Raw genomic sequence first — 23,119 nt, 5'->3', positions numbered from 1 at the left:
TATTAGACTATAATTTGCGGTGAAGGTTTAAAAACAAAATGGTTAATAAATTGTTAATTAGTCTTACAGGATTTCATGAATCTTTTCTGTAGGTCTTGCAATAACAGCTTTAGGGCCATTAACAACAATAGGTCTTTCAATCAGCTTTGGGTTTAAAACCATAGCTTCGATTATCTCGTCATCGCTCAATGTATTACTTCCAAAAGTATCTTTCCAAAATGCATCTTTTGTACGAACTAAATCGATTGGATTGTAATTGAGTTTTGTTAGTATTGTCTTTACATCATTTTCAGTAAGGTCTGCATCCAAATATTTTATAATTTTGTATGCTACACCTTGCTCTTCCATGAAAGCAATACTTTCGCGTGATTTGCTACAACGCGGATTGTGATAAATTGTGATCATAAATAAGGAATTTTATACCAAATATAGTACATTTTTTGAGATATGGGAATTATTGAACAGCTATTGAGAATAAACAAAAGTCAGAAACTTTGGCATTATTTACCTTTTTCGTTATTTTTTTTAGGGATTATGTTCCTGAATTGGATTTCTTTAAGATATTCAGCCCTATCTACTAATGAAATCATAAAAATGAATATTGATAAATTTGGTAAAAATATCAATTTTTTGATAACTATAGGGCCATTAGTATTCATGTTTGTGTTTCTAATAGCTTGGGTATTAGTAGTTCATAAGCAGAGTCTGCTAAGCCTTACTACCTCTAGGGTTAAGGTAGATTGGAAGAGAGTATTATTTGCTTTTTCTTTATGGAGTTCTGTGATTATAGCGTTCTTTATCTATGGATATATAACTTCTCCAGAAGATTATGTGTTTTCGTTTAAACTGTGGCCTTTTTTAGTATTCTTTCTATTTGCGATTGTTTTAATCCCTTTACAGACTAGTTTTGAAGAATACTTTATGCGCTCTTATTTAATGCAAGGAATAGGTCTAGCTACGCGCAGTAGAGCAGTAGCTTTGTTTACAACATCTATTTTATTTGGTTTAATGCACTTAGCTAATCCTGAGGTAGAGAAGATAGGATTCTCTATTATGATTTATTATATCGGAACAGGACTCTTTCTAGGGATTATTACTTTAATGGATGATGGTGTAGAGTTAGCTTTAGGTTTCCATGCTGCGAATAACTTAATAGGAGTGCTATTAGTCACTTCTGATTGGACTGCCTTTCAGACGAACTCTATTTTTACCAATATTAATTCAGAAAGTGTTATTTCACCTTGGGAATATATTATACAGGTGGGAATAGTTTTGCCTTTAGTGATTTTAGTATTCGCTAGAAAGTATAAATGGAAGAATTGGAAACACCAGTTATTAGGTAGGGTAAGATAAAAGAACAAATTATGGAATTAAATTATATACATCCTAACTTTAGATTGAATGGTAACTCTTATACGATAGAGGAGTTGATTACATTGGCTAAAGAATGGGAACTAGGAACTCAAGAATATTTGGTCGATTTAGGAAGGCTTATTATAGAATGGTTTGATACGAATGATTATGTAAGTTTGACTACATCAGGTACTACAGGACCTCCTAAAATTATACATTTAAAGAAAGAAGCTATGATCTGTTCAGCAAAGGCTACTGCTTCTTTTTTTGAAATAACTACTGGTAGTACTGCTCTTTTATGTATGTCTACGAAGTTTGTAGGTGGTAAGTTGATGTTTATTAGATCTTTAATTGTTGGATGGTCTTTAGATGTTAAAGAACCTACAGCAAGACCTTTGGAGCAAAATACAAAGTTATATGACTTTGTAGCGATGGTACCTATGCAAGTAGAGAACTCGATAGAGGAGTTAAATAAAGTAAAGACTCTTATTATTGGAGGTGCTAAAGTGAATCAAGGTTTAGCAGATAAGTTAAAACAAGTTACTACTAAGGTATATGAGACTTATGGGATGACTGAAACAATCACTCATATAGCTGCTAAACGAGTAGGTGTAGCATCTTTCTCAGTGCTTTCTCATGCGACAGTTAGTCAAGATGATAGAGGGTGTTTAGTAATCTCTGCCCCGACTGTTAATCCAGAATTAGTTATTACTAATGATTTAGTAGAAATTATTAATAATAAGGAGTTTAAATGGCTTGGAAGGGTAGATAATGTCATTAATAGTGGTGGAGTAAAACTTTTTCCTGAGCAAATAGAAGAAAAGTTGTCAAAGAGGATTCCTTATCGTTTCTTTGTGGCGAGTAAAGAAGATACTTACTTAGGTAATAAACTAGTGTTAGTTATTGAAAGTGAGCAGTATACTTTACCTGATGATATATACGTGGAGCTTGGTAAATATGAGAAACCTCGTGAAGTACAGTTTGTTTCTAAGTTCGAAGAGACAGAAACAGGCAAAATAATAAGAAAGAAGAATATTCAATAAACTAGATTAATAACATGAAGAAGAATAGTGTAAGTAACATTATCCTAAGCTGGGTTGTAGCATGTTTAGTTTCTTTTGGAGGAACTGCTTATGCTAAGAAGATAATTAGAAATGGTGATAATACCAATCTAATTACCAATGAGATGTTAGAACGTATTTTAGAGAAAAATAGAATACATGTAGGAGAAGGAAAAGTCGCAGACTATATCCCCGAACTGAGCAAGGTTAATGCCAGCGCTATCGCATTCTCTGTAGTGAAGCAGAATGGAGAAGTTGTTAATGTAGGGGATGTATCACAGAAGTTTACGATTCAGAGTATTTCTAAAGTAATAGCTCTGATGGTAGCAGTAGAGGAGTTAGGAGAGAAAGAGGTGTTTTCTAAAGCAGGGTATTATGGAACAGATAAGCCTTTTAATCATTATGCTAACTTAGAGACTAAAGGAAAGCCTTTAAATCCTTTAATGAACGCTGGTGCTATACTTACGACTGCCTTGTTAGGTGGGGATAATGATGAAGCATTTCAGAAGATTTTAGACATGGTTCGTTATATCACGAAGAACGAAGCGATAGGTTATAGCCACTCTGTATATATGTCTGAGAGAGAAACAGGACATAGAAACAGAGGTATATTCCATTTATTAAAGAATAATGGTCTGATCGAAGGAGAAGAGAATAGATTAGACAATTATTTTAAACAATGTTCTATAGAGGTTACAGCAGAAGATTTAGCTAAGATTGGTTATTTCTTTGCTAATCAATGTACTCGTTTTGATGGAGATACGAAGTATAAAAACTCAGAGATGTCTAAGTTAGTACAGTCACAGATGTTAATCGCAGGGATGTATGAGTTTAGTGGAGAGTATGCTCGTACAGTAGGTTTGCCTAGTAAGTCTGGAGTAGGAGGAGGTATTGTTGTTTCTGTGCCGAATAGAATCGGAATAGGGACTTTCAGCCCAGGATTAGATACACAAGGTAACTCTGTAGTAGGGTATCACATGATCTTAGATCTAGTAAATGAATTAAACCTTAGTATCTTTTAATAGATAAGAATAAGTGCTTATAAATAGAAAAAGCCAACTGATATCAGTTGGCTTTCTTTTTGGGTGCAAATAATCTATTGCAAATTCTTAGAATTGCTCTCTTCCTGAGAAGTGGAAAGCAGACTCGATAGCAGCGTTCTCGTCGCTATCAGATCCGTGTACTGCGTTTTCACCGATTGATTTTGCATATTTTTTACGGATAGTACCTTCAGCAGCTTCAGCTGGGTTAGTAGCACCGATTAATTTTCTGAAATCTTCTACAGCGTTCTCTTTTTCTAAGATAGCTGCTACGATTGGACCTCTAGACATGAATTCAACTAATTCTCCGTAGAAAGGTCTTTCACTGTGTACTTCATAGAATTTTTGAGCGTCTCTTACAGTTAATTGAGTTAACTTCATTGAAACGATTTTAAATCCTCCTTCAGTAATCATGTTGATGATTCCACCGATGTTACCTGCTTCTACAGCATCAGGTTTAATCATTGTAAAAGTTCTGTTCGTTGCCATTATTCTTAAATTTAATTTATTGCAAAAATAGTCTTTTAAATATTACAAAAGTGATAATATTTATAAAAAAGTGTGGTTTAAATCACTTTTATTTAGAAACAGGAATCTCTAATAATCTCTGTGCTAATTCTATCATCTCAGGAGTTCCTGTGTGCTTTTTAGGCTCATCTGATAATTTCACTACATCCGTCCAATATCCTCCCTCTGGAAGAGCTTGAGACATCTTGATTACGATATTCATAGCGTCTAGCCCCACATCATTAGTAAAGTCTGTACCGATACCAAATGACATTCCTATTCTTCCTTTACAGTGATTAGCGATGCGCTCTACTTTTTCAGGGTTCAATCCATCAGAGAAGATAATAGTCTTCTGAGTAGGATCTATATTTAATGATTTGTAATGTGCGATGACTTGATCAGCGAAGTCTAGTGGATCCCCACTGTCATGTCTAACTCCGTCAAATAACTTAGCAAATTTTTTATCAAACTGTTCAAAGAAAACTTTACTTGTATACGTATCCGTTAGCGCGATTCCTAGATCTCCTCTATAAGTATCTACCCAATGTTCTAATCCCATTGAGTTTGCCATTTTGAAACCATACTTAGCTGCGTGGAACATAAACCATTCATGAGCATGTGTTCCAATAGGTTTAGTGTTATACTTCATCGCTAAGTGCACATTACTCGTCCCGATGAAGCTTCCGTCGCCATACTGCTTTAAGGTATCTACCACTAATTGGTGTACTGCATAAGAGTGTCTTCTTCTTGTACCAAATTCAGCAATAGTAATCCCTAATTCTTTGTATTTCTCTATTTTGTTACGCGTATTCGCAATCACCTTTTCTGAAGAGTCTCTTTCAGAATTAGTCATTTTATAATATAACTCACAGATAATAGACATTAGAGGTACCTCCCATAAGATAGTTCTATACCAATATCCTTTGATATGTACTTCTAGATCTGGTCCATCTTGTGATATTTCTATTTCTGATGGATCATAGTGATACCCTTGTAAGAAGTCTAGATAAGTAGGGTCTAAGTAAGGACAAGTCTTTTCTAAGAATATCTTCTCTGCTTTTGTTAACTTTAGTTTAGCCATTTCATCTACGGCAGAGCGCAGTACTTCAGCAAAACCTGGGGGGTATTTATGTTGTCCTCTATTGATAAAGATATAGGACGCTTTAGCATAAGGGAATTGTTTAATAGCAGCGTACTGCATCGTAAACTTATAGAAATCGTTATCTAATATAGATACGATAACTTGGTTAGTGTTCATTGCTTCCATAGTTTTTTAGATTAATATATCACTTTCTAAGTCAGATTTCTCCACATGAAATTTGAAGTTTAACTTATGCATTAACTCTAATACTAAGTTTTTATACCAATTCTCTGACTTAGGATGAATATAAATTTTTTCTATTAATTGTTCGATATCCACGTGTATTTTAATACCCTCATTGATTTCTATACCCAGAGGGCTTACATCTGAGATAATACGAACCTCTTTTTCGTATTGAAAACTTTGTCTTTTGAACAAGAAAGGGAAGAACTCATCGTCAAAAGGAATAAACTCTCTTTTGTAATCGATGTAGTTTACTTCTCCTATGTACTGGTCTATTCGGTTTTCTACAGAGACCGCTTTTTGCAGTCGTTCTAGCGTAGATTGAATAGCGATACCTTCTTTGTTTTTTGTGAATATCTGCCACATCGCGAAAGACTCACATTCATTAAGATGCCAACTACTGATGACTATATTCTTTCTTTTCTGTTTATAGTGCTGTAAGAAATCAGGATTGTCTTGACTGATTCTTTTTATCTCTTCAAAAGTTGGCTCGCTAAATGTCCCTTCATACTGATCTTCAAATTTGTCAGATCTAGACATGAATAGTTTATTAGACAGTAATAAATCTAAAAACTTAGATAAGTCTAAGTACTTCCATACAACAGTATTCGGATCGCTAGGGAGTGTTATATTTTTACCGTCTTTATACATTTATTCTAATGATTGTAGTGAAACTAATTTAGAGTAAGTACCATTTAACTGGATTAGCTCTTCATGAGTACCTTGTTCTACTATTTTACCTTTTTGCATGACTACGATTAAGTCTGCCTTTTGGATCGTAGATAGACGGTGAGCTATGATAATAGACGTTCTGTTTTGCATCATATTATCTAAGGCAACCTGTACTAGTTTTTCGCTTTCTGTATCTAATGCAGACGTCGCTTCGTCTAATATCATGATCGGAGGATTCTTAAGCACTGCTCTTGCGATAGACAGACGTTGTTTCTGTCCTCCAGATAATTTGTTTCCAGCATCACCGATATTGGTATCTATACCATGAGGTAGATCTTTGACGAACTCATACGCATTAGCTATTTTAAGTGCTTGCATGATTTCTTCATCTGTAGCATCTTCTTTACCTAGCTTAAGGTTGTTCTTGATTGTATCATTGAATAAGATACTATCCTGAGTTACTAGTCCGATAAGATCACGTAGATCGCTCAGCTCTAAGTTACGAATATCTTCGTTATCTATTTTAATTGCTCCTTCATTGATATCCCAGAATCGAGTCAATAAGTTTGCTATCGTACTCTTACCACTACCAGATTGACCTACTAGTGCTACAGATTTTCCTTTTGGTACTGTAAGTGTAAAGTCTTTTAATACGTACTCTTCTTCGTACTTAAACGAGATATTATCTACCTCTATTTTATCCTCGAAGCTAGACTTAGCTATTGCATTTTCTTTGCTTTCGATAGGGTTATTTTCTTCTAATACCTGTAACACACGCTCTGCAGCAGCATTACCACGTTTTAATGAGTACGAAGCCTTAGACATAGCCTTAGCAGGTGTAAGGATATTATAAGCCATACCGATATAGGCAATAAATGCAGCCCCTGTCAGTGTACCTTCACCTAGTACTAGATGACCACCGTATACTAATAATACAGCGATAGTCACGATACCTAAGAATTCACTAAGTGGAGAAGATAAGTTCTGACGGTTAAGGATAGTATTGTTTAGTTCATAGAAACTATGTGTAGAGTCTTGAAACTTTTTATTGAAGTTTTTTTCTGAATTAAAGCTTTTGATCACTTTTAGTCCAGATAGAGATTCTTCTATAATAGATAAGAAGTACCCTTGTTCTTCAGAAGCTTTTTGTGAACTTTTCTTTAAGGTCTTACCTACTTTAGAAATGATTACACCTGAGATAGGAACAAATATAAATACGAATAAAGTTAGCTCAGTACTGATTGCAAACATGGCTACAATAGTAAATACTATCGTCAATGGCTCTCTTACCACTACTTCTAAGATAGATAAGAAAGAGTGCTGTATCTCTAGTACATCAGAAGTGATTCGAGAGATCACATCCCCTTTTCTTTTTTCAGAGAAGAACGATAGAGGTAACTCTAATGACTTTTTATACATCGCATTACGAATATCTTTTAATACTCCATTTCTCAGGAAGGTAATAAAGTACATCGCCCAATAGTTAAATAAGTTTTTTAGTAAAAACAACGAGATAATTACAGCAGCCATTACCATCAAGGTATCTTGAGCTCCATGCTCTGCAGTATACTGCGTGATGAAGTAAGACATATAGTCTTCTAAGTAATTCTTAATATGTCCTATACCTGTATAGAGAGGTTTCTCTGTAACTTTTTTGGCATCACCAAAAAGTACTGTCAACATCGGGATCAATGCCACAAAAGATAGTGCACTGAATAAAGCGTATAGTATATTAAAAAAAACGTTTAAGTAAGCATAGGTCTTATATGGCTTACCAAAGTGAAGTATCTTCTTAAAGTATTCGTTCATATTTGTTATAATGTAAAAAGCAAAAATAAAGAAAAAAAGACTGGTAGTACTACCAGTCTTTCTTATATGTTCTAATTCAACTTCATTTCGTTGATGATATCTTGAATTTTTTGGTCTAATACTTTCTCCGTTGCCTTCACTTCAGCGATATCGTGTAATGGTTCGTTTACACTAAAGTAGAATTTAATCTTCGGTTCAGTACCACTAGGACGAGCAGCTATCTTCGTACCATCTTCTAGATAATAGATTAGTACATTAGATTTAGGCACTTGGATAGGTTCTATCTCATTAGTGAATAAGTTCTTCGCTTCACTAGACTGATAGTCTTCTACACATACTACTCTCTGCCCGATGATTTCAGTAAGTGGATTTTCTCTTAACTCGATCATCATTTGTTTAATCTCTTCAGCTCCAGAAATTCCTTTTTTCACTAGAGAAATAAGGTATTCTTTATAGAACTTATTGTCGATATATAGATTCATTAACTCTCTATAGAAAGAACTACCTGCTGCTTTAGCTACAGCTGCGATCTCACATACTAATAAAGCAGAAGCTACAGCATCTTTATCACGTACAGCATCACCTACCATATATCCAAAACTCTCTTCACCACCACCGATAAATTTCTGAGTAGGACATTCATTGATAAACTTAGCTATCCATTTAAATCCTGTCAATCCTACTTTACACTCTACACCATAACTTTCTGCTAAGTCTAGCATCATAGGAGTAGAAACGATAGTAGAACCAATAAATTCATTTCCTTTAAAACCGATATTGCGCTTGTACTGTTCTAGTAAGAAACCTGTCATCATCACCATCGTTTGGTTACCATTTAACAGAATCATATTACCATCTAAGTCACGTACACCTATACCGATACGGTCAGAATCAGGGTCAGTACCGATCACGATATCTGCACCTGTCTCATCTGCTAACTGAAGTGCCATAGTCAATGCTTCTGGTTCTTCAGGATTAGGAGATTTTACAGTAGGGAAGTCCCCATCTGGTTCTGCTTGTTCTTTTACGATGAATACATTCTTATATCCAGCAGCTTCGAAGGCTCTAGGGATAAGTTTGATAGAAGTACCGTGTAGAGAAGTATACGCTATTTTTAATTGATCTTTTACAGACTGTGGAGTATCAAAGCTTGCATTCTCTACAGTAGATTGGATAAACGCAGCATCTAGTTCTTCTCCTACATAAGTAATCAGGTTATCATCTCCTTTGAAGTTTACTTCGTTATAGGTTAACCTGTTGATTTCGTCTATAACAGCAGCATCATTAGGAGGAACGATTTGTCCACCATCTTGCCAGTACACTTTATATCCATTGTATTCTGGTGGGTTGTGAGAAGCTGTTAATACGATACCTGCATTACATCCGTAGTGTCTTACCGCGAAAGATAACTCAGGAGTAGGGCGCATCTCTGCGAATAAGTATACTTTAATACCGTTAGCAGTGAATACATCTGCTACTACTTTCGCTAACTCTTGACTGTTGTGACGACAGTCAAAGTTGATAGCTACTTTCCATTCTTGGTTAGGGAATGATTGTTTGATATAGTTTGATAATCCTTGTGTATTTTTACCTAGTGTATATTTGTTGATACGATTTGTACCAATTCCCATTATACCGCGCATACCTCCTGTACCGAACTCTAAGTTTTTATAAAAACTGTCTTTAAGAGTTGCAGGATCAGTATCCATCATTTTTTGAACAGAAGCCTGTGTTTCAGCATCAAAAGGTTCTTTTAACCATAATTCAGCTTTTGCTAAGATTTCTTTTTCTATTTGCATAATATTGATATTTAGTGTGGATTAAAAACCGCTTTGTTCAGCGATTTTATATCTACTAATGTTTGTCTTTGTTTTAAGTATAAGTTCTCCTAAGAATCCCGCTAAGAATAACTGTGTTCCGATGATCATCGTTGTCAGTGATATATAGAACCACGGATCTTGAGTCACTCGGATAGCAGGTAATCCATAATAAAGCTTATACAGCTTATTCGCTCCAATAAAGAAGGCAGCACAGAACCCAATCCCAAAGGTGATAACCCCAAGTGATCCGAATAAGTGCATCGGTCTTTTGCCAAATTTAGAGAGGAACCAAATGGTAATCAAATCTAGAAAACCGTAGATAAATCTACTCATCCCAAACTTGGTAGTACCGTATTTACGTGCTTGGTGGATGACTACTTTTTCACCTATTTTATCAAAGCCTTCATTTTTGGCTAGGACAGGGATGTAGCGGTGCATCTCACCAGATACCTCTATATTTTTAATGACCTCATTTTTATAGGCCTTCAGTCCACAGTTAAAGTCGTTTAGCTGAACACCAGAAGTCTTTCTCGCAGCCCAGTTAAATAGTTTAGAAGGAAGGTTTTTGGATACGACAGAGTCATATCGTTTCTTTTTCCAACCAGATACCATATCATACCCCTCTTTAGTGATCATATCATATAGTACCGGTATCTCATCAGGACTATCTTGAAGATCAGCATCCATAGTGATTACTACATCTCCTAGTGCCTGTGCAAATCCAGCATGTAAAGCCTGTGATTTACCAAAGTTGCGTTGGAAGCGTATTCCTTTAACCTGAGTATCTCTAGCAGCTAGTGCAGTGATTATATTCCACGATTTGTCTTTACTACCATCATCGATAAAGAGAATCTCATAGGTAAAGCCGTTCTCCTGCATAACTTTAGTTATCCACGTATGTAGTTCTGGCAGAGACTCTGCTTCGTTTAGCAGAGGAATTACTATTGATAGATTCATCTAGATTATTTATGATCTTTATTAAAATCAGTATCTACATCATGATTAATTTCAGGATGTGGGTTTACGAATTCTGATTTATTTTTAAATATAGCAGCTAATAATATCCCTAGTATTGAATTTCTAAGTACACTACCTGCCCATAAAAACAATTGTGATTTAGGAGCAAATTGGTTGATATTTCTAGCTTTTTCTAATTGTTCATTGATTTGTTCTTGTGGAAGTCCAGACCCGTCTAATGTTTTGATTAACATATCATAAAGAGATTTGCTAATTTCCTCCTTAGCAGAAGGATCCACGATATTAAAAAGAATATTATAAATGATAATATTCGCAGTCACTCCGATGATGACCATCAAGAAGAATGGAGTAAAACCTTCTCTGAATGTAACATATCCTCCTGCTTTTTTACGAGCAAAATAGATAGTCAGTATCCCTAAGATAACCATCACACCCATATTAAAAAAACCAGCGAAAGTATTGGCAAATAGGGCTTTGTCTGTAAAAAATATTACACTGTTAAATAGTGTGTAATAGATGGCTAATATGATTCCGAAAGTAATACCTACTTTATTTACTGGGTTCTTCATTGGTTATCTATAAATATGATTTACAAATATAATAAAATAACCCTTTTAGAACGGTATGTAATGGGAGTTTGTTAACAGAATGTGCACTAATTGTCTTATTTATCTATTCTTTTTATAAAACAATAAAGTTGTGAAGATACAGAAGGTCTTGTAGCGCTTTAGTTTATCTGTTCTTTCTAGACTAAAAAGAGATCTTATTGAATAGTTTATAAGCATATTGAAAGTGAGTATGTGGAGCGTCTTTTTATCAATGGGAATTAAAATTCATAGTTTGTTTTTTTTATTCTGATCTAAAATGTAGCTGTATACCCCCTTATTTGAGCTATAATCTTCTGTTTTTTTAAAATTTTCGGTTCGAAACGCTGTTTTTAACCCTTTTTATAAAAAAAGTATCCTATTTTTTTTAGAATGCTAAAAAGAGATATTTACTGCTAATCTCTTTATTTATAAGGGATAGAAGCTATATTGATACAAATAATGATATGATGTACCTAATATGATACCCCCTTGTAATCCCTTGCGTACACTGGTGTTGGTTCTTATTTGCTCGACAATTCATGGAGAATAAGCCGAGAATGGTGGAGTAGAGAGGTCATTAGTCGAAGAATGATTCTTGTATTGATAGGGGATCTACGACTAATCTAAAATTTGGGTTCTGTGTGGAGGGAGTTATAGGTTGAGTAATTTAATTTTGAGTAAAGGGGCACTTAAATAGAATGAAGTATAGGGGATGTATAGTAGGGTATAGGTTTGTTTGAAAAGCGTTTTTTTTTGATGTGTTTTTATATTGTATTTTAGTATTCTATTTTTATATAAAATGTTTATGCAAAAGAATAATATAGAGGGATGTGGAGCGTAAAAATGATGAAGTATGTTAGATTTAATTTCAGAGTATTTTCATACTCTTTTTAGAGAACATCCAGAGTATGGAGGTATAGGACTCGTATTGATAGGAGGTGTGCTTTTATTCTGTTCTATTAAAGCATATGAGCACATGTATGATCAGACAGGAGGACCTGTGTTTAATATGGCTTGGATACGAAATACCTTTGGAATTAAAGTAGCTAAGTTTTTGAATATCTGTTTTTCTATACTCTTTATTTTGATTGGTATAGGATTCTATCTCGCTTATAAAAAATAAAGAAGTGACTTATATAATATTTACCTATAAGGAGTGTTAGAAACCAAAAGCGCCTTTCTCTTTTCATTAGAGAAAGGCGCTTTTGGCTTTATTTCTTCAAGTTATTTTAGGGGTTTTAGTCCTGTCATTTTTTCTAACGTAGAGAAGAACTGCGTTCTCATCTCAGGAGTCATATTCTTCACACGCGCTTGTCCATGATCTTTTTTAGGAAGTACGTAAGCTTTAGAGTTGACCTTAGCACTAGGTACTACCATAGAGGCACTCCATGTATCTGTCTCGCCATATACATAGATAATGTTATTCGCATCATTCTCTAACCATGTTTTTACTTTTTGGATTAGTGCATCGTTAAAGTTGTTATATGTAGTTCCTTCAGGCATAAAGGTAGCTAACGGGTTAGACGTAAAGCTCACGTATTTCTTGAATGGAGTGATGTCATATCCGTAGTATCCTAGCTGTGTTCCTGACTGATAATAGTGAGATTCGTATCGCTTGATCGTTTGATCACTAAAGAAGTCTATATTACTCACACTAAGGAAGTGTTCTGTTAGTTCATCAATGTTTTTTGTATTTGGGAATGTAGCACATGAGTGACCACTTTGCCAGAATCCGAAGCTGTATTCTAATACTGCGTATTCAAAAGCTTTTTCTAAAGAACCTAAATAGTTAAAAGACAGTCTAGCTCCTTTAGCATACCATTTAAGCTTTTCTAGAATCTGTGTTTTATTTTCAAATAGTTTTACCTGGATATTGTAGATTTTGTCTCTACATGATTTGTCTCCCACATTTGCTAAAAATGGATATATACGAGGCTCTTCTAACGCTTGGTTAAAAGGAGCTACATACGGAATCGCTACATCTACATCATTAGGATAGAAGTATTTATAGTAGATGCTAGTCTGTCCACCTTTGCTAATACCTGTACTGATCCATTTATTGTTTGTATAGATTTCTCTGAATAGTTGGTTGATCTCATGTAAGTCAGCTGTTACTTGTTCCATAGTAAGATACTGCCATGGTTTGCCTTCAGGAATAGACTCTCCGAAGAATCTGTGTTCTATATTTAAATAGTTACTCTGTAGATAGTTTACCATTTCGCTAGCACGTACATATAGATCATAACCGTTAGTCTCCATAATCATAGGGTGATCAAAATCCTTGTGATAGAAGTGTACCTTTTGATAAAAATAACCTTCAGAAGGATCTGTGTGATCTACTTGTTGTCTTACTCTAAGTTCATACAATAGATATGAGTCATCTTTAGACTCTAGTTGTTTGAATGTTACATTCTTTAAGTTGTACAGAGCCTGTTCTACTTTTTTCTGATCAGGGTGTGCGACTGCCAGCACTGTAATCAATAAGAATACGAGTGTGATTAATTTTTTAAACATAATGTTTTAGTCTTAAATAGGGTTAGTGTTTTCAAAGATAGGATTGTTAAAGCTTCACTAAAATATAAAAATGTTAAAATGCGAAAATTTTTGTATATTTAGTTTCAAAATTAAAAGAGTTATGAGCGATCAAAGTATGAGTATTCGTGTTTTAGAGGTAGGCGGCTTTAAAGCTACTGGAGTGATTAATATGTCTTATGCTAACTTTAGCGACAAGGATAAATATCCTTATGCATTTGTTATAGAATTATCACTTGTAGAGACAGAGCGTGAGTACCCTACATGGGAAGAAAACGAACGATTAGAAGAAATAGAGAATAATATCATAGATATCTTAAGAAGAACTCAGTCAGATATACAATATATAGGTAAAATGACGCGCAGGGGTGTAAGAGATATCTTTTGTTATTTAGCGAGTGATGATGTAGATGGAGAGGCTATAGGAGGATATTGTGATACTATAGAAGATACTATAGATATACATATAGAGATAGAAGAGGATAAGGATTGGGAGATAGTGTCTAAGCTTATTAGTTGATAACGAATAGGATATTATAAGGGATTGATAAAATCAGTAAATAAAGTAAAATAGTTATTTGATTTTTCAAATTATATTGTACATTTGCAATCTGAAATAAAATACATAAGTATAACTAAAAAGTTATCGGAAGTTTACACCTTTCTTGAAAATAGAAAGCTTCGAAATGGAAGGTAGCTCACAATTTAAAATAGAATTTATCATGAGAAAAGGTATTCACCCAGAAAATTACAGATTAGTAGCATTTAAAGATATGTCAAATGATGACGTATTCATCACAAAATCAACAGTAGAGACTAAAGAAACAATCGAAGTTGACGGAGTAGAATACCCAGTGTACAAAATGGAGATCTCTCGTACATCTCACCCATTCTACACAGGTAAATCTAAACTTATCGATACTGCAGGACGTATTGACAAATTCAAAAACAAATACGCTAAATTTGGTAAATAATTTTAGCTTATCATATACGAAAGCCTCTCAATCACTTGAGAGGCTTTTTTTATAGTTTATATACATCTGATGTGGTGAGATATGCGTCTCTAGAGAGTGTGTATAATACTTGCTTTCCTTTGGTTTGTATAAAGGCAATGACATTATTGTTCTTGATCGGGAAGTGTATGTATAGTTCTTTTCCTTCTTCTATCATCCTGATACCGTAGGTCTCAATACTATTTATGGTGTGATGTTCAAATTCGGTGTAGTTATGTGTGCTGACTTGTCCATCTTCACTGGTGATAGTATATTTTCTTTTTTCGAATGTGATGGTGAAGTGTTTATTGTTTTCATCTGTAGCCTTCCATTCACCTTGATAAGTATCAGAGCCACTACAGCTAATTAATAGTGTACATAGGACGAGACCGAATAATAGCAATAGTTTTTTCATAATATTTTTTATTTTAAAGATAAAGGATTTATTTTGAAGTAGATAGGTTGTGGAGTGAATTTGTTATGTATGAATAGAGTATTATTTAATTGATCGTTATCACTGTTTTTTACTGTAGATTCGTTAACTTTAAACCTTTAAAATCTTGAATTATATACTATGAACTATATCTTATTCGATGGAGACGTAAGAACAGCCTTATTGCCGTTTACGTTTACTAGACCAGTAGCAGATATTCGTGTAGGAATATTGACTATCCGCGAAAAATGGGAAAATTACCTGCGTTATACAACTACAACTCTGACAGAGGAATATTTATCTACTAAATATCCAATGATAGAGGTGGAGAATAATGTAATGATTAATGCGGCTTATCTACCTAATCAAGAGGTAGCTGATTTAATTAAGGAATTACAACCTATGCAGGCTGTTATCTATAATGAAGATATAGTGGCGTTCTATACACAAGACTCTCAAGAAGAAGTGAACTTCGATGACTATGAGTTATTGGTATGTGAGAGTGAATTGATGAAGATAGAGCACAAATGGGATATATTCGAGAAGAACGACGCTGCTATTCGTGCAGATTTTGCTTTAATTACAGAAGATAGAATATCAGAAGACATTCCGAAGAGTGTAAATGTAATCGCTCCAGAGAATGTATTTATAGAAGAAGGAGCTAAGTTAGCATTTGTAACATTAAATGCTTCTACAGGGCCTATTTATATCGGTAAGAATGCTGAGATCATGGAAGGTTCGGTTATTAGAGGGCCATTTGCACTATGTGAAGAAGCGCAGGTGAAACTAGCAACTAAGATTTATGGAGCTACTACTGTAGGGCCTCACTGTAGAGTAGGTGGAGAAGTGAGTAACTCTGTGATGTTTGGATATTCTAATAAAGGGCATGACGGATTCTTAGGTAATTCTGTATTAGGAGAGTGGTGTAATCTAGGTGCAGATACAAATAACTCTAATCTAAAGAATAACTATAGTCCTGTGAAATTATGGAGCTATGAGACTCAATCGTATGAAAATACAGGTTTGCAGTTCTGTGGTTTAATGATGGGAGATCACAGTAAGAGTGGTATTAATACCATGTTCAATACAGGAACTGTAGTGGGGGTGGGATGTAGTATCTTCGGAGGAGGATTTCCTAAGACATTTTTACCAAGTTTTACTTGGGGAGGAGGAGAGTCTTCTGAAACATATAAAGTAGAGAAAGCTCTAGAAACGATGAAAATAGTGATGGCTAGACGACATGTAGAATTAACTCCTATAGATGAGGAAATCATGCATAATGTAGCAGCAGAAACAGAGATTTATAGATTTCAACAATATCTAAAGAATAGATAAAAATAATCCCCAAAGTAGACTAACTGCTTTGGGGATTTTATTAATAATACGATACGGTACGAGGCCTATCGTAGTTAAAGTCTGGTAGATTCATATTGTACTGTCTAGAGTTAGCTCTGATGACGCTAGATCCTGTATCAGGCATAGTAGGGTAGAAAACAAGAGAGAGTGCTACTTTACTAAAAACTAGATAATCATTATAAGCAACAAGTCCGATGCTGAATCTAGAATAGAATTTAGAATCAAATAAGTTTTCGCTCTTATTCGTAATAAAGGCACCTTCGAAACTGAAATAAGGGTTAAAACGGAATCCTTTCCACTCATAAGGCGCGTAAGACTGCCATTGGTAAGCGAAGGCTAGACGTTTTGATCCTGTTACTTTCTGGGCACGTATTCCTTGGATTACATTATCCAATCTAAGTTCATCTCCGATGTGATCATAACGATTATATCCATAGATAAACTGAGGAGTAAAGAAGTGTCTAAAACGCCAGTTTCCCATAATAAATAGCTTAGTGAAATAGGTTCCTTCTAATCGTAAAGCGCCTTGCTCTGAATTATTGCCATAGAAGTAGCTTCCCCATTCGACATTGCCAGAGAAATAGCCAAGTCTAGTATATCCTCCCATTGCTAGTTTGGCTCCATAGTAGGCTCTTCGCTTGCCGTACTGATCTCTCATGCCTCCTGTCAGTGCGAATACTTTACCGACTTGGACGTCCTCAATAATATTATAGTTAAAAATGTATTGATCTTGGACGTAGTTGATGGAACTTAAACTAACAGAAGCTAAATAGGTACTCTGATCTCTATAGAATCCATATGGATCATATTGTTCTTGTGGACTTTCTACATAGTTTTGTTTTATATATCGCAGTGAGGTTCTAAGATTGGTAATAACAGGTTTGTCCTTATAGCTTTTAAACAAAGGAATAGAATATCCTGCCCACGTATCTACTGTATTATACTTGCGTGATTCGTAACTGTAATTATTATTAATATCAGGTAGAGAATCTCTTCTAAAATGCTGAGATAAGGTCACGCCTCCTGCCCATTTAGCATAAGGAGAGTAAAAAGGTCTGTCTACTACAATACCTTTTACATAGTCTCCCCAAACTTGTTTATTATATAATAGATTAGCTCTTATGAAGGTATTCTGAATATTGTTAACCGTATAATCGAAGTATACCCCTTGTTTTTTTTCTTTGTATCTATTCGTATACTGAAGAATCACGTCATGTCCTAGACCAGCAAAGTTTCTGTCACGTAGTTTTATCCTATAAGATGAAGTAGAGATAGAGCCGGTTGGGTATATACTCCAAGAGTCTAACTCCCTTATGAGGACATCTACAGAATCTGGATGTGATGTAGGAATAGGATACATTGTTACTTTTCTGACAAAGCTCTGGGTACGCAAAAGACGCTCACTTTCTTTAATCTTTAAAGAGTCAAAACGCTCTCCTTCTTTGAAGATTAGAAAGTTCTTGATGGTAAAGCTTTTTGTTTTGAAGTGGAGCTTATTTCCTATTTCCTCTACTTTGTTTTTAGGTGTCTTTAGAGAGTCCGTATCAGAAAACCCAAAAGGGTCTAATGTCTTGATATAGATATTGCGTATAACTTTTCCTTCGCCTAATTCTAGGTGTTGGTTTGTTTTTATATCGGGAGCATTCGCTATAAGCTTCTTGTTATTCTTATAAACAAGTTTGTTGAAAAAACGTCCTACTTTTGTTTTTTTACTTTTTTGTTCGAAGTTTTTAAAAATTCGAGTGGTGTCTCTCTCTATTAACTTAGGTGCTTCATGTTCAGAGTAATGCACCTTAACATAAGACAAAGAATCTTTCTGATAAGGTTGATTTTCTTGTGCATTACTAGCTGTAAAGCATAGTGTAAATAAGATAATAAAAAAGCTTAGATAACGCATTCTTGTTTAGAAACTTAGATGTATAACGCTAAAATTACGTGTTTATTTCTAAATCTCTTATATAATCTTCGTGTTCGTAGAAAAATAATTCAAAAAGGTTCATTTTATCATTAAAGAAATCATAGATCTCATTCCAGGTTTTTCTGTTATTGATACAAACATTAGGTTGTTCTATCCAAATACGGCTGATTAATTTACCGTTTTCTAGGTAGAAGTTTCTTTCAAAAATAGCTTCAGGAAGATATTCTTCAAGTAAGATTGTTTTTAGAGATTCAATCTTTTCGAAATAGATTTTTCTTTTTTCTTCGTCTTTGTGTTCTATGTCTAATAAAACTTGTGCTTTTTTGTTATCAGCGTAGAATTTAAAAGAGAAATCTTTAATCTTAGTATTGTGTAATAACCATTTGCGAGGATATTCATCTGCAAAAGTTATCCAGAATTCTTTTTTTATTCGTTGTGCTTCTTCTTTGCTAAACATAGATAATAAAATTGTAATTTTAGTAGTTGTAATTTATACGTGTACAAAAATATGACTTTTGATTCTCTTTTACATAGAATACCTGAAATTAAAAGTGTTAATCTACTAGGAGTAGAAGCACAGCAACTGATGGTGCCTGAAGAAAGGCGCCCTTACTTAGCTGTAGATGATTTCATTAAGAAGGATCCGAGATATTCTGCTGTGATGATGCTTTTATACCCTAAAGGAGAGGATACTTCTATCTTATTAATCGAAAGAGCTAGCTGTGGTGGAGTGCATTCAGGACAAATAGGATTCCCAGGAGGGAAGTATGAGGAAGAAGACTTGTCATTAGAGAGGACAGCGCTAAGAGAAACGGATGAAGAAATAGGAGTGTCTCCTAGTAAAATACAAGTGCTAAAAGCGTTTACGAGGGTGTATATACCTCCTAGTAATTTTATCGTACAACCTTATTTAGGAGTGATAGACCATACGCCTAAAATGACATTAAGTGTAGATGAGGTAGCTAGTGTGATAGAGATGCCACTCAAGACTCTGTTAGACGACAGCATTGTCAAAGAGGTAGGGCTACAAACTAGTTATGCTAAGTTTATAGATGTGCCAGCGTATGTATACAAAGATTTTACGATTTGGGGAGCTACGGCGATGATGTTAAGTGAGTTAAAGGAGACAATTAAGCAGATATATAAGTAGGTTATAAAAAAAATATTGATTCTTTATCTGTTCTGTTATTCAGTATATTAGTGTTTATTTAATACTATTTAGTATTTAGAAGTATGACTTATTTCATTTAATTAACAAAGTAGAGGAGTAAAAGTTGTAATTTTGTAGTTCGAACCAATGTGTGTGAATTATGGGATTGTTTAAAAGAAATCCATTTGGTCATATTTTATTTTTAAAGAAGTGGATAATTAGGGTTTTTGGATTTGCAACGCATCAGCGTTTCCGTGGCTTTAATAGCTTACAAATAGAAGGCTCTGAAGTGCTTAGGCAATTGCCAGATAGGCATGTATTATTTATTTCAAATCACCAAACTTACTTTGCTGATGTGGTAGCAATGTACCATGTATTTAATGCAAGTCTTAAAGGACGTGAAGATTCTATCAAGAATATATTTTATATCTGGAAGCCAAAGTTAAATCTGTATTATGTAGCTGCATCTGAAACAATGAAGGCTGGATGGTTACCGCGTATATTAGCTTATGTAGGGGCTGTGACGGTAGATAGAACTTGGAGAAGCCAAGGAAAAGAGTTAGAAGAAAAGAGAGAAGTAAATCAAGATCAAGTAGAGAATATTAAAGTAGCTCTAGATGATGGATGGGTAATCACTTTCCCGCAAGGGACTACTAAGTCTTTTAAACCTATCAGAAAAGGAACTGCTCATATTATTAAGAATTATAAGCCTATTGTAGTTCCTATCGTAATAGATGGTTTTAGAAGGTCTTTTGATAAAAAGGGATTACACCTTAAGAAAAAAGGAATTCTACAGTCTATGGTTATTAAGGAGCCTTTAGATATTGACTACGAGAATGATACTATAGAGCAAATCGTAGAAAAAGTAGAGATGGCGATAGAGCAACACCCTTCTTTCTTAAAAGTGATTCCAGAAGAATTTATAGAAGAGGAGAAGGCATTAAATGAAAAAAGAACTTATAGATATTATAAAAAAGACGAACGATAGTTCGTCTTTTTTTGTTTAGGGTTTAGGGTAAAATGTTTAGGCGTCTTTTTAGGGAATAGGTTAAAGTATTATCTTTATCGTTTATTTATACAAAAAAGGAAAGATGTGCTTTATGGAGCAAAAAGATAAACGATTAGACGAAATAAAAGAATTATATGATCAGTTGGTGATGGGAGATGATTTGTCTAATGCCAATGAAGAGCAAAAAATAGAATTATATCATAAGAATCAGGAGGTATCCGAACAAATATTATCTATTATAGAAGAAATCTTAAGGGAAGATGCTTTAGATAAGGATGCGCTATTCTGGAAGATACGAATCTATAATGGGCCATACTATGACGATGTCTCTGTGATGATGTCTACAGCACAAGAGATTATAGATAAACTGCCTACTGATAAGAAGTCTGTGTTTAGTGCTTTTGATTGGTTATCTTGGATCTATGAGACTAAATTAGAGCTTAAAGAGAAAGCAATTGAGGTGCTACATGATAAGTTAATTGAAATATCGTTATTAAAAGACGATTATAGTCTGCAAGATAAAGAGTTCGGAGAGACTTATTATATGATAGCTTATCTATATCGTGAGTTAGAAGATTATAGTACAGCAGTATCTTTTTATAAGTTAGCTTATGATCACTTCCCAGATCACTATTATGCTACTTATCAAGGAGGACGATTATTTTTAGAAAGAGGGGAGTATAATGAGGCTTATGAACTATTAAACTCTTTCTATATCTTTCATGGAAATGAGTATAGTGTCAATTTTGGAAAAGAAATAGAAGAACTGTATAAAGCAGGTAAATTAGAGGGGTATTGGAATTTAATCTCTTTATTATATCATATCGGTATTGATTATCCTGAAGAATTCGGAGCGAAGAATACACGTGAATATGGAATGAGGTTCGCTGATATAATAGAGGAAGAGTTAAAAACTAACCCTGAGAATGAAATAGTACTTCGTATGAAAATACGTTACTATCTCGTAGTAGAAAAAAATTCAAAGAAGGCTTTCGAAACTTTAGGTAAGTATTATTCAGTGGTAAAGGAAGTGACTAGTTCTCTATTTTTTACTTATTATGAATTAGCAGAGAAATTTGGTGTGTCAATAGAGGATTATCCTATTCGATGTGATAGTTTTTATGGGTACAACTTGATGACTCGTTTTCTAGAAAAAGCTGGAGAACTAAAAGGAGAAGATAATGAAAGGGCATTAAAGTACTATGAACAGGCAAAAGAAATAGGAGGATTAGTCATCCCTCAACTTGATGCTTATTTTGATAGAGGAGAAGGCCCAAAGGTGAATAATAATAGTCATGGCTATGCGATGCTGTGTAATAACCTGGGAATAGCGATCAGAAATGTATCTAAATTAAAGGAAGATACTTATGAGACTGATGACTGTAGATATGCCTTAACCCTTCATCGCAAAGGGTATGAGTTGTCTCCATTTATAGAGAACTTAGACAATGGTTTGTTTTTAGCAGAAACATTAGAAGAGTTTAGAGAAGTTGAGTATTTCTCTCAAGAACTATTAACGTATCACGATGAGTTTAGCAGTGAGTGGATGTCTGTTCAAGGACGTATTTTAAAGAATCATATTAATGCTGATCAATATGAGGAGGCAGAGTTATTTTATTACAGCTTAAAAGAGCGATTTGAACAAAAAGAAATAGAGGATGAGGACATTGTATCAGAGATGATCTATATGGCAGCAGACTTCTTTACTTATGTGAGATATAAGAAGCACGATTTTTATAAAACTATTGAATTAACAGAAGAGTTCTTCAGTAACCCTATGTATTTTGATTTAGTAGATGAGGTAGCGAAGGTTAATTATTGGTTTAGTTTAGCTTGGTCTTATCATGGGTTAAATGATAGAAATAATGCAAGTAAGTATTTTGATATGATAGTCGATGCTTTTGATGGACATGGGCGCTATCAGAGTACAGTAGATGAAATTCCTCAAGAATACAAGTTACCTAGTGAGGAACGTGAAGCTGTTAATCGATTATGGCATTTGGCACAAGTAGAGGTTAATGTTACACAGAATTATTCTTTAATGGACCATACAGCGAATATTAAGTATTTGGCTGATATCGTTGATTATGTACAACAGGGACAAGAGACACCTGCTGAATATTGGGTAAGTGAAGAATACCATTTAAAAGTATGTCCTAAGAATTTAAGAGAAAATACTAAGGAGGTTATTTATGATACATCATTAGATTTTTATTTTAAAGAAGGAAATTATACTATTCGTTTTAATATAGATGAACGCGAAGAGAAAGTAAGGAAGCTATTAGGGTTAATCTCAAAAAAGATTTGGGCAAAAGAAGTTTATACTTATTATTACTTCTATGAAGATGATGAAGAGACTTCTAATGATTATGAAGTCTATGGCGGAGGGAAACGTCCTGATCTTGATAAGGTCGCTCAACAATTATGGAATACCTGGGTAGAGAAGATTAAAGCAGTAAAGTAAAGGAGGCTCCTAGTAAGGTATTAAATAAGTTAAAACGACGTATCAGTACGATGTTCTAATAAAATGAAACATGAGCAGTCATGTATAGTTAATATAGCTATATATGGCTGTTTT

Annotated in this window: 22 protein-coding genes; 10 read left to right on the top strand and 12 right to left on the bottom strand. The window is 34.3% G+C overall.

The window, feature by feature from the left end; genetic code table 11:
• Positions 1-63: 63 nt before the first annotated feature.
• The gene (gene arsC / locus RT228_RS14340; RefSeq protein ID WP_006258722.1) at positions 64-405 is read right to left on the bottom strand and encodes an arsenate reductase (glutaredoxin); all 342 of its coding nucleotides are present in this window, start codon (positions 403-405) and stop codon (positions 64-66) included.
• Between the two features lie 42 nt (positions 406-447).
• On the opposite strand from arsC, the gene RT228_RS14335 reads away from it, so the two are divergent.
• From RT228_RS14335 to glsA, 3 genes are read left to right on the top strand one after another with little or no spacing between them, the layout of a single operon-like run.
• Positions 448-1,353 carry a CPBP family intramembrane glutamic endopeptidase gene (locus RT228_RS14335; RefSeq protein ID WP_313138720.1) on the top strand — a complete coding sequence of 302 codons (906 nt, stop codon included), beginning with the start codon at positions 448-450 and terminating at the stop codon, positions 1,351-1,353.
• A gap of 11 nt (positions 1,354-1,364) precedes the next feature.
• Positions 1,365-2,396: an AMP-binding protein gene (locus RT228_RS14330; protein WP_313138719.1), complete on the top strand. Its 1,032-nt coding sequence runs from the start codon at positions 1,365-1,367 to the stop codon at positions 2,394-2,396.
• 14 nt (positions 2,397-2,410) lie between these two features.
• A complete protein-coding gene (gene glsA / locus RT228_RS14325) occupies positions 2,411-3,436 on the top strand; it encodes a glutaminase A (RefSeq protein WP_006258717.1) in 1,026 nt (341 codons plus the stop codon).
• Positions 3,437-3,523: 87 nt separating this feature from the next.
• Here glsA and RT228_RS14320 read toward each other — a convergent pair whose 3' ends face one another.
• The 7 genes from RT228_RS14320 to RT228_RS14290 all read right to left on the bottom strand — a co-directional run bounded on the left by RT228_RS14320 (position 3,524) and on the right by RT228_RS14290 (position 11,133).
• Positions 3,524-3,943: a nucleoside-diphosphate kinase gene (locus RT228_RS14320; RefSeq protein ID WP_006258715.1), complete on the bottom strand. Its 420-nt coding sequence runs from the start codon at positions 3,941-3,943 to the stop codon at positions 3,524-3,526.
• 88 nt (positions 3,944-4,031) lie between these two features.
• The gene (gene pncB, locus RT228_RS14315; RefSeq protein ID WP_006261828.1) at positions 4,032-5,219 is read right to left on the bottom strand and encodes a nicotinate phosphoribosyltransferase; all 1,188 of its coding nucleotides are present in this window, start codon (positions 5,217-5,219) and stop codon (positions 4,032-4,034) included.
• Positions 5,220-5,234: 15 nt separating this feature from the next.
• A complete protein-coding gene (locus tag RT228_RS14310) occupies positions 5,235-5,936 on the bottom strand; it encodes a hypothetical protein (RefSeq protein WP_313138718.1) in 702 nt (233 codons plus the stop codon).
• Entirely contained in the window at positions 5,937-7,766 is a 1,830-nt protein-coding gene (locus tag RT228_RS14305; protein WP_006261826.1) for an ABC transporter ATP-binding protein, read from the bottom strand.
• A 71-nt stretch (positions 7,767-7,837) separates the two neighbouring features.
• Positions 7,838-9,565: a phospho-sugar mutase gene (locus RT228_RS14300; protein WP_286464077.1), complete on the bottom strand. Its 1,728-nt coding sequence runs from the start codon at positions 9,563-9,565 to the stop codon at positions 7,838-7,840.
• Positions 9,566-9,586: 21 nt separating this feature from the next.
• Positions 9,587-10,543, bottom strand: coding sequence for a glycosyltransferase family 2 protein (locus tag RT228_RS14295; protein WP_006261824.1), 957 nt, complete (start codon positions 10,541-10,543; stop codon positions 9,587-9,589).
• 5 nt (positions 10,544-10,548) lie between these two features.
• On the bottom strand, positions 10,549-11,133 hold the full coding sequence (locus tag RT228_RS14290) for a DUF4199 domain-containing protein (RefSeq protein WP_006258705.1): 585 nt from the start codon (positions 11,131-11,133) through the stop codon (positions 10,549-10,551).
• Positions 11,134-12,004: 871 nt separating this feature from the next.
• Between RT228_RS14290 and RT228_RS14285 the strand changes: the two genes are divergently transcribed.
• Positions 12,005-12,274, top strand: a complete 270-nt coding sequence (locus RT228_RS14285; RefSeq protein WP_006261823.1) for a hypothetical protein — start codon at positions 12,005-12,007, stop codon at positions 12,272-12,274.
• Between the two features lie 101 nt (positions 12,275-12,375).
• On the opposite strand, the gene RT228_RS14280 is transcribed toward RT228_RS14285, so the two are convergent.
• Complete coding sequence (locus RT228_RS14280; RefSeq protein ID WP_006261822.1) at positions 12,376-13,665, bottom strand: S28 family serine protease; 1,290 nt, start codon at positions 13,663-13,665, stop codon at positions 12,376-12,378.
• Positions 13,666-13,786: 121 nt separating this feature from the next.
• On the opposite strand from RT228_RS14280, the gene RT228_RS14275 reads away from it, so the two are divergent.
• Positions 13,787-14,203: a DUF695 domain-containing protein gene (locus RT228_RS14275; protein ID WP_006261821.1), complete on the top strand. Its 417-nt coding sequence runs from the start codon at positions 13,787-13,789 to the stop codon at positions 14,201-14,203.
• 202 nt (positions 14,204-14,405) lie between these two features.
• Positions 14,406-14,657, top strand: coding sequence for a type B 50S ribosomal protein L31 (locus tag RT228_RS14270; protein WP_025125308.1), 252 nt, complete (start codon positions 14,406-14,408; stop codon positions 14,655-14,657).
• Between the two features lie 49 nt (positions 14,658-14,706).
• Here the strand turns inward: RT228_RS14270 and RT228_RS14265 are convergent, their stop codons facing one another.
• Entirely contained in the window at positions 14,707-15,090 is a 384-nt protein-coding gene (locus tag RT228_RS14265; RefSeq protein ID WP_006261820.1) for a hypothetical protein, read from the bottom strand.
• Positions 15,091-15,249: 159 nt separating this feature from the next.
• On the opposite strand from RT228_RS14265, the gene RT228_RS14260 reads away from it, so the two are divergent.
• Positions 15,250-16,443, top strand: coding sequence for a GlmU family protein (locus tag RT228_RS14260; RefSeq protein ID WP_006261819.1), 1,194 nt, complete (start codon positions 15,250-15,252; stop codon positions 16,441-16,443).
• A 40-nt stretch (positions 16,444-16,483) separates the two neighbouring features.
• Here RT228_RS14260 and RT228_RS14255 read toward each other — a convergent pair whose 3' ends face one another.
• Positions 16,484-18,361 (bottom strand): hypothetical protein, encoded by a 1,878-nt coding sequence (locus tag RT228_RS14255; RefSeq protein WP_006261818.1) that lies wholly within the window; start codon positions 18,359-18,361, stop codon positions 16,484-16,486.
• Between the two features lie 34 nt (positions 18,362-18,395).
• The gene (locus tag RT228_RS14250; RefSeq protein ID WP_006258697.1) at positions 18,396-18,839 is read right to left on the bottom strand and encodes a DUF4268 domain-containing protein; all 444 of its coding nucleotides are present in this window, start codon (positions 18,837-18,839) and stop codon (positions 18,396-18,398) included.
• Between the two features lie 51 nt (positions 18,840-18,890).
• On the opposite strand from RT228_RS14250, the gene RT228_RS14245 reads away from it, so the two are divergent.
• The 3 genes from RT228_RS14245 to RT228_RS14235 all read left to right on the top strand — a co-directional run bounded on the left by RT228_RS14245 (position 18,891) and on the right by RT228_RS14235 (position 23,005).
• Positions 18,891-19,532, top strand: a complete 642-nt coding sequence (locus RT228_RS14245; RefSeq protein ID WP_006258696.1) for an NUDIX hydrolase — start codon at positions 18,891-18,893, stop codon at positions 19,530-19,532.
• 160 nt (positions 19,533-19,692) lie between these two features.
• The gene (locus RT228_RS14240; RefSeq protein ID WP_006258695.1) at positions 19,693-20,520 is read left to right on the top strand and encodes a lysophospholipid acyltransferase family protein; all 828 of its coding nucleotides are present in this window, start codon (positions 19,693-19,695) and stop codon (positions 20,518-20,520) included.
• Positions 20,521-20,632: 112 nt separating this feature from the next.
• The gene (locus tag RT228_RS14235) at positions 20,633-23,005 is read left to right on the top strand and encodes a tetratricopeptide repeat protein (protein WP_230456747.1); all 2,373 of its coding nucleotides are present in this window, start codon (positions 20,633-20,635) and stop codon (positions 23,003-23,005) included.
• Positions 23,006-23,119 lie beyond the last annotated feature (114 nt).

This window comes from Myroides sp. (assembly GCF_032073645.1).
Taxonomy (GTDB): Bacteria; Bacteroidota; Bacteroidia; order Flavobacteriales; family Flavobacteriaceae; genus Flavobacterium; species Flavobacterium odoratimimum.
This window is presented reverse-complemented; position numbering and strand designations above follow the sequence as displayed.

Excerpts from the sequence above, each read along its gene's own strand:
- arsC (WP_006258722.1), bottom strand. The coding sequence starts at position 405 with ATGATCACAATTTATCACAATCCGCGTTGTAGCAAATCACGCGAAAGT.
- RT228_RS14335 (WP_313138720.1), top strand. The coding sequence starts at position 448 with ATGGGAATTATTGAACAGCTATTGAGAATAAACAAAAGTCAGAAACTT.
- RT228_RS14330 (WP_313138719.1), top strand. The coding sequence starts at position 1,365 with ATGGAATTAAATTATATACATCCTAACTTTAGATTGAATGGTAACTCT.
- glsA (WP_006258717.1), top strand. The coding sequence starts at position 2,411 with ATGAAGAAGAATAGTGTAAGTAACATTATCCTAAGCTGGGTTGTAGCA.
- RT228_RS14320 (WP_006258715.1), bottom strand. The coding sequence starts at position 3,943 with ATGGCAACGAACAGAACTTTTACAATGATTAAACCTGATGCTGTAGAA.
- pncB (WP_006261828.1), bottom strand. The coding sequence starts at position 5,219 with ATGAACACTAACCAAGTTATCGTATCTATATTAGATAACGATTTCTAT.
- RT228_RS14310 (WP_313138718.1), bottom strand. The coding sequence starts at position 5,936 with ATGTATAAAGACGGTAAAAATATAACACTCCCTAGCGATCCGAATACT.
- RT228_RS14305 (WP_006261826.1), bottom strand. The coding sequence starts at position 7,766 with ATGAACGAATACTTTAAGAAGATACTTCACTTTGGTAAGCCATATAAG.
- RT228_RS14300 (WP_286464077.1), bottom strand. The coding sequence starts at position 9,565 with ATGCAAATAGAAAAAGAAATCTTAGCAAAAGCTGAATTATGGTTAAAA.
- RT228_RS14295 (WP_006261824.1), bottom strand. The coding sequence starts at position 10,543 with ATGAATCTATCAATAGTAATTCCTCTGCTAAACGAAGCAGAGTCTCTG.
- RT228_RS14290 (WP_006258705.1), bottom strand. The coding sequence starts at position 11,133 with ATGAAGAACCCAGTAAATAAAGTAGGTATTACTTTCGGAATCATATTA.
- RT228_RS14285 (WP_006261823.1), top strand. The coding sequence starts at position 12,005 with ATGTTAGATTTAATTTCAGAGTATTTTCATACTCTTTTTAGAGAACAT.
- RT228_RS14280 (WP_006261822.1), bottom strand. The coding sequence starts at position 13,665 with ATGTTTAAAAAATTAATCACACTCGTATTCTTATTGATTACAGTGCTG.
- RT228_RS14275 (WP_006261821.1), top strand. The coding sequence starts at position 13,787 with ATGAGCGATCAAAGTATGAGTATTCGTGTTTTAGAGGTAGGCGGCTTT.
- RT228_RS14270 (WP_025125308.1), top strand. The coding sequence starts at position 14,406 with ATGAGAAAAGGTATTCACCCAGAAAATTACAGATTAGTAGCATTTAAA.
- RT228_RS14265 (WP_006261820.1), bottom strand. The coding sequence starts at position 15,090 with ATGAAAAAACTATTGCTATTATTCGGTCTCGTCCTATGTACACTATTA.
- RT228_RS14260 (WP_006261819.1), top strand. The coding sequence starts at position 15,250 with ATGAACTATATCTTATTCGATGGAGACGTAAGAACAGCCTTATTGCCG.
- RT228_RS14255 (WP_006261818.1), bottom strand. The coding sequence starts at position 18,361 with ATGCGTTATCTAAGCTTTTTTATTATCTTATTTACACTATGCTTTACA.
- RT228_RS14250 (WP_006258697.1), bottom strand. The coding sequence starts at position 18,839 with ATGTTTAGCAAAGAAGAAGCACAACGAATAAAAAAAGAATTCTGGATA.
- RT228_RS14245 (WP_006258696.1), top strand. The coding sequence starts at position 18,891 with ATGACTTTTGATTCTCTTTTACATAGAATACCTGAAATTAAAAGTGTT.
- RT228_RS14240 (WP_006258695.1), top strand. The coding sequence starts at position 19,693 with ATGGGATTGTTTAAAAGAAATCCATTTGGTCATATTTTATTTTTAAAG.
- RT228_RS14235 (WP_230456747.1), top strand. The coding sequence starts at position 20,633 with ATGGAGCAAAAAGATAAACGATTAGACGAAATAAAAGAATTATATGAT.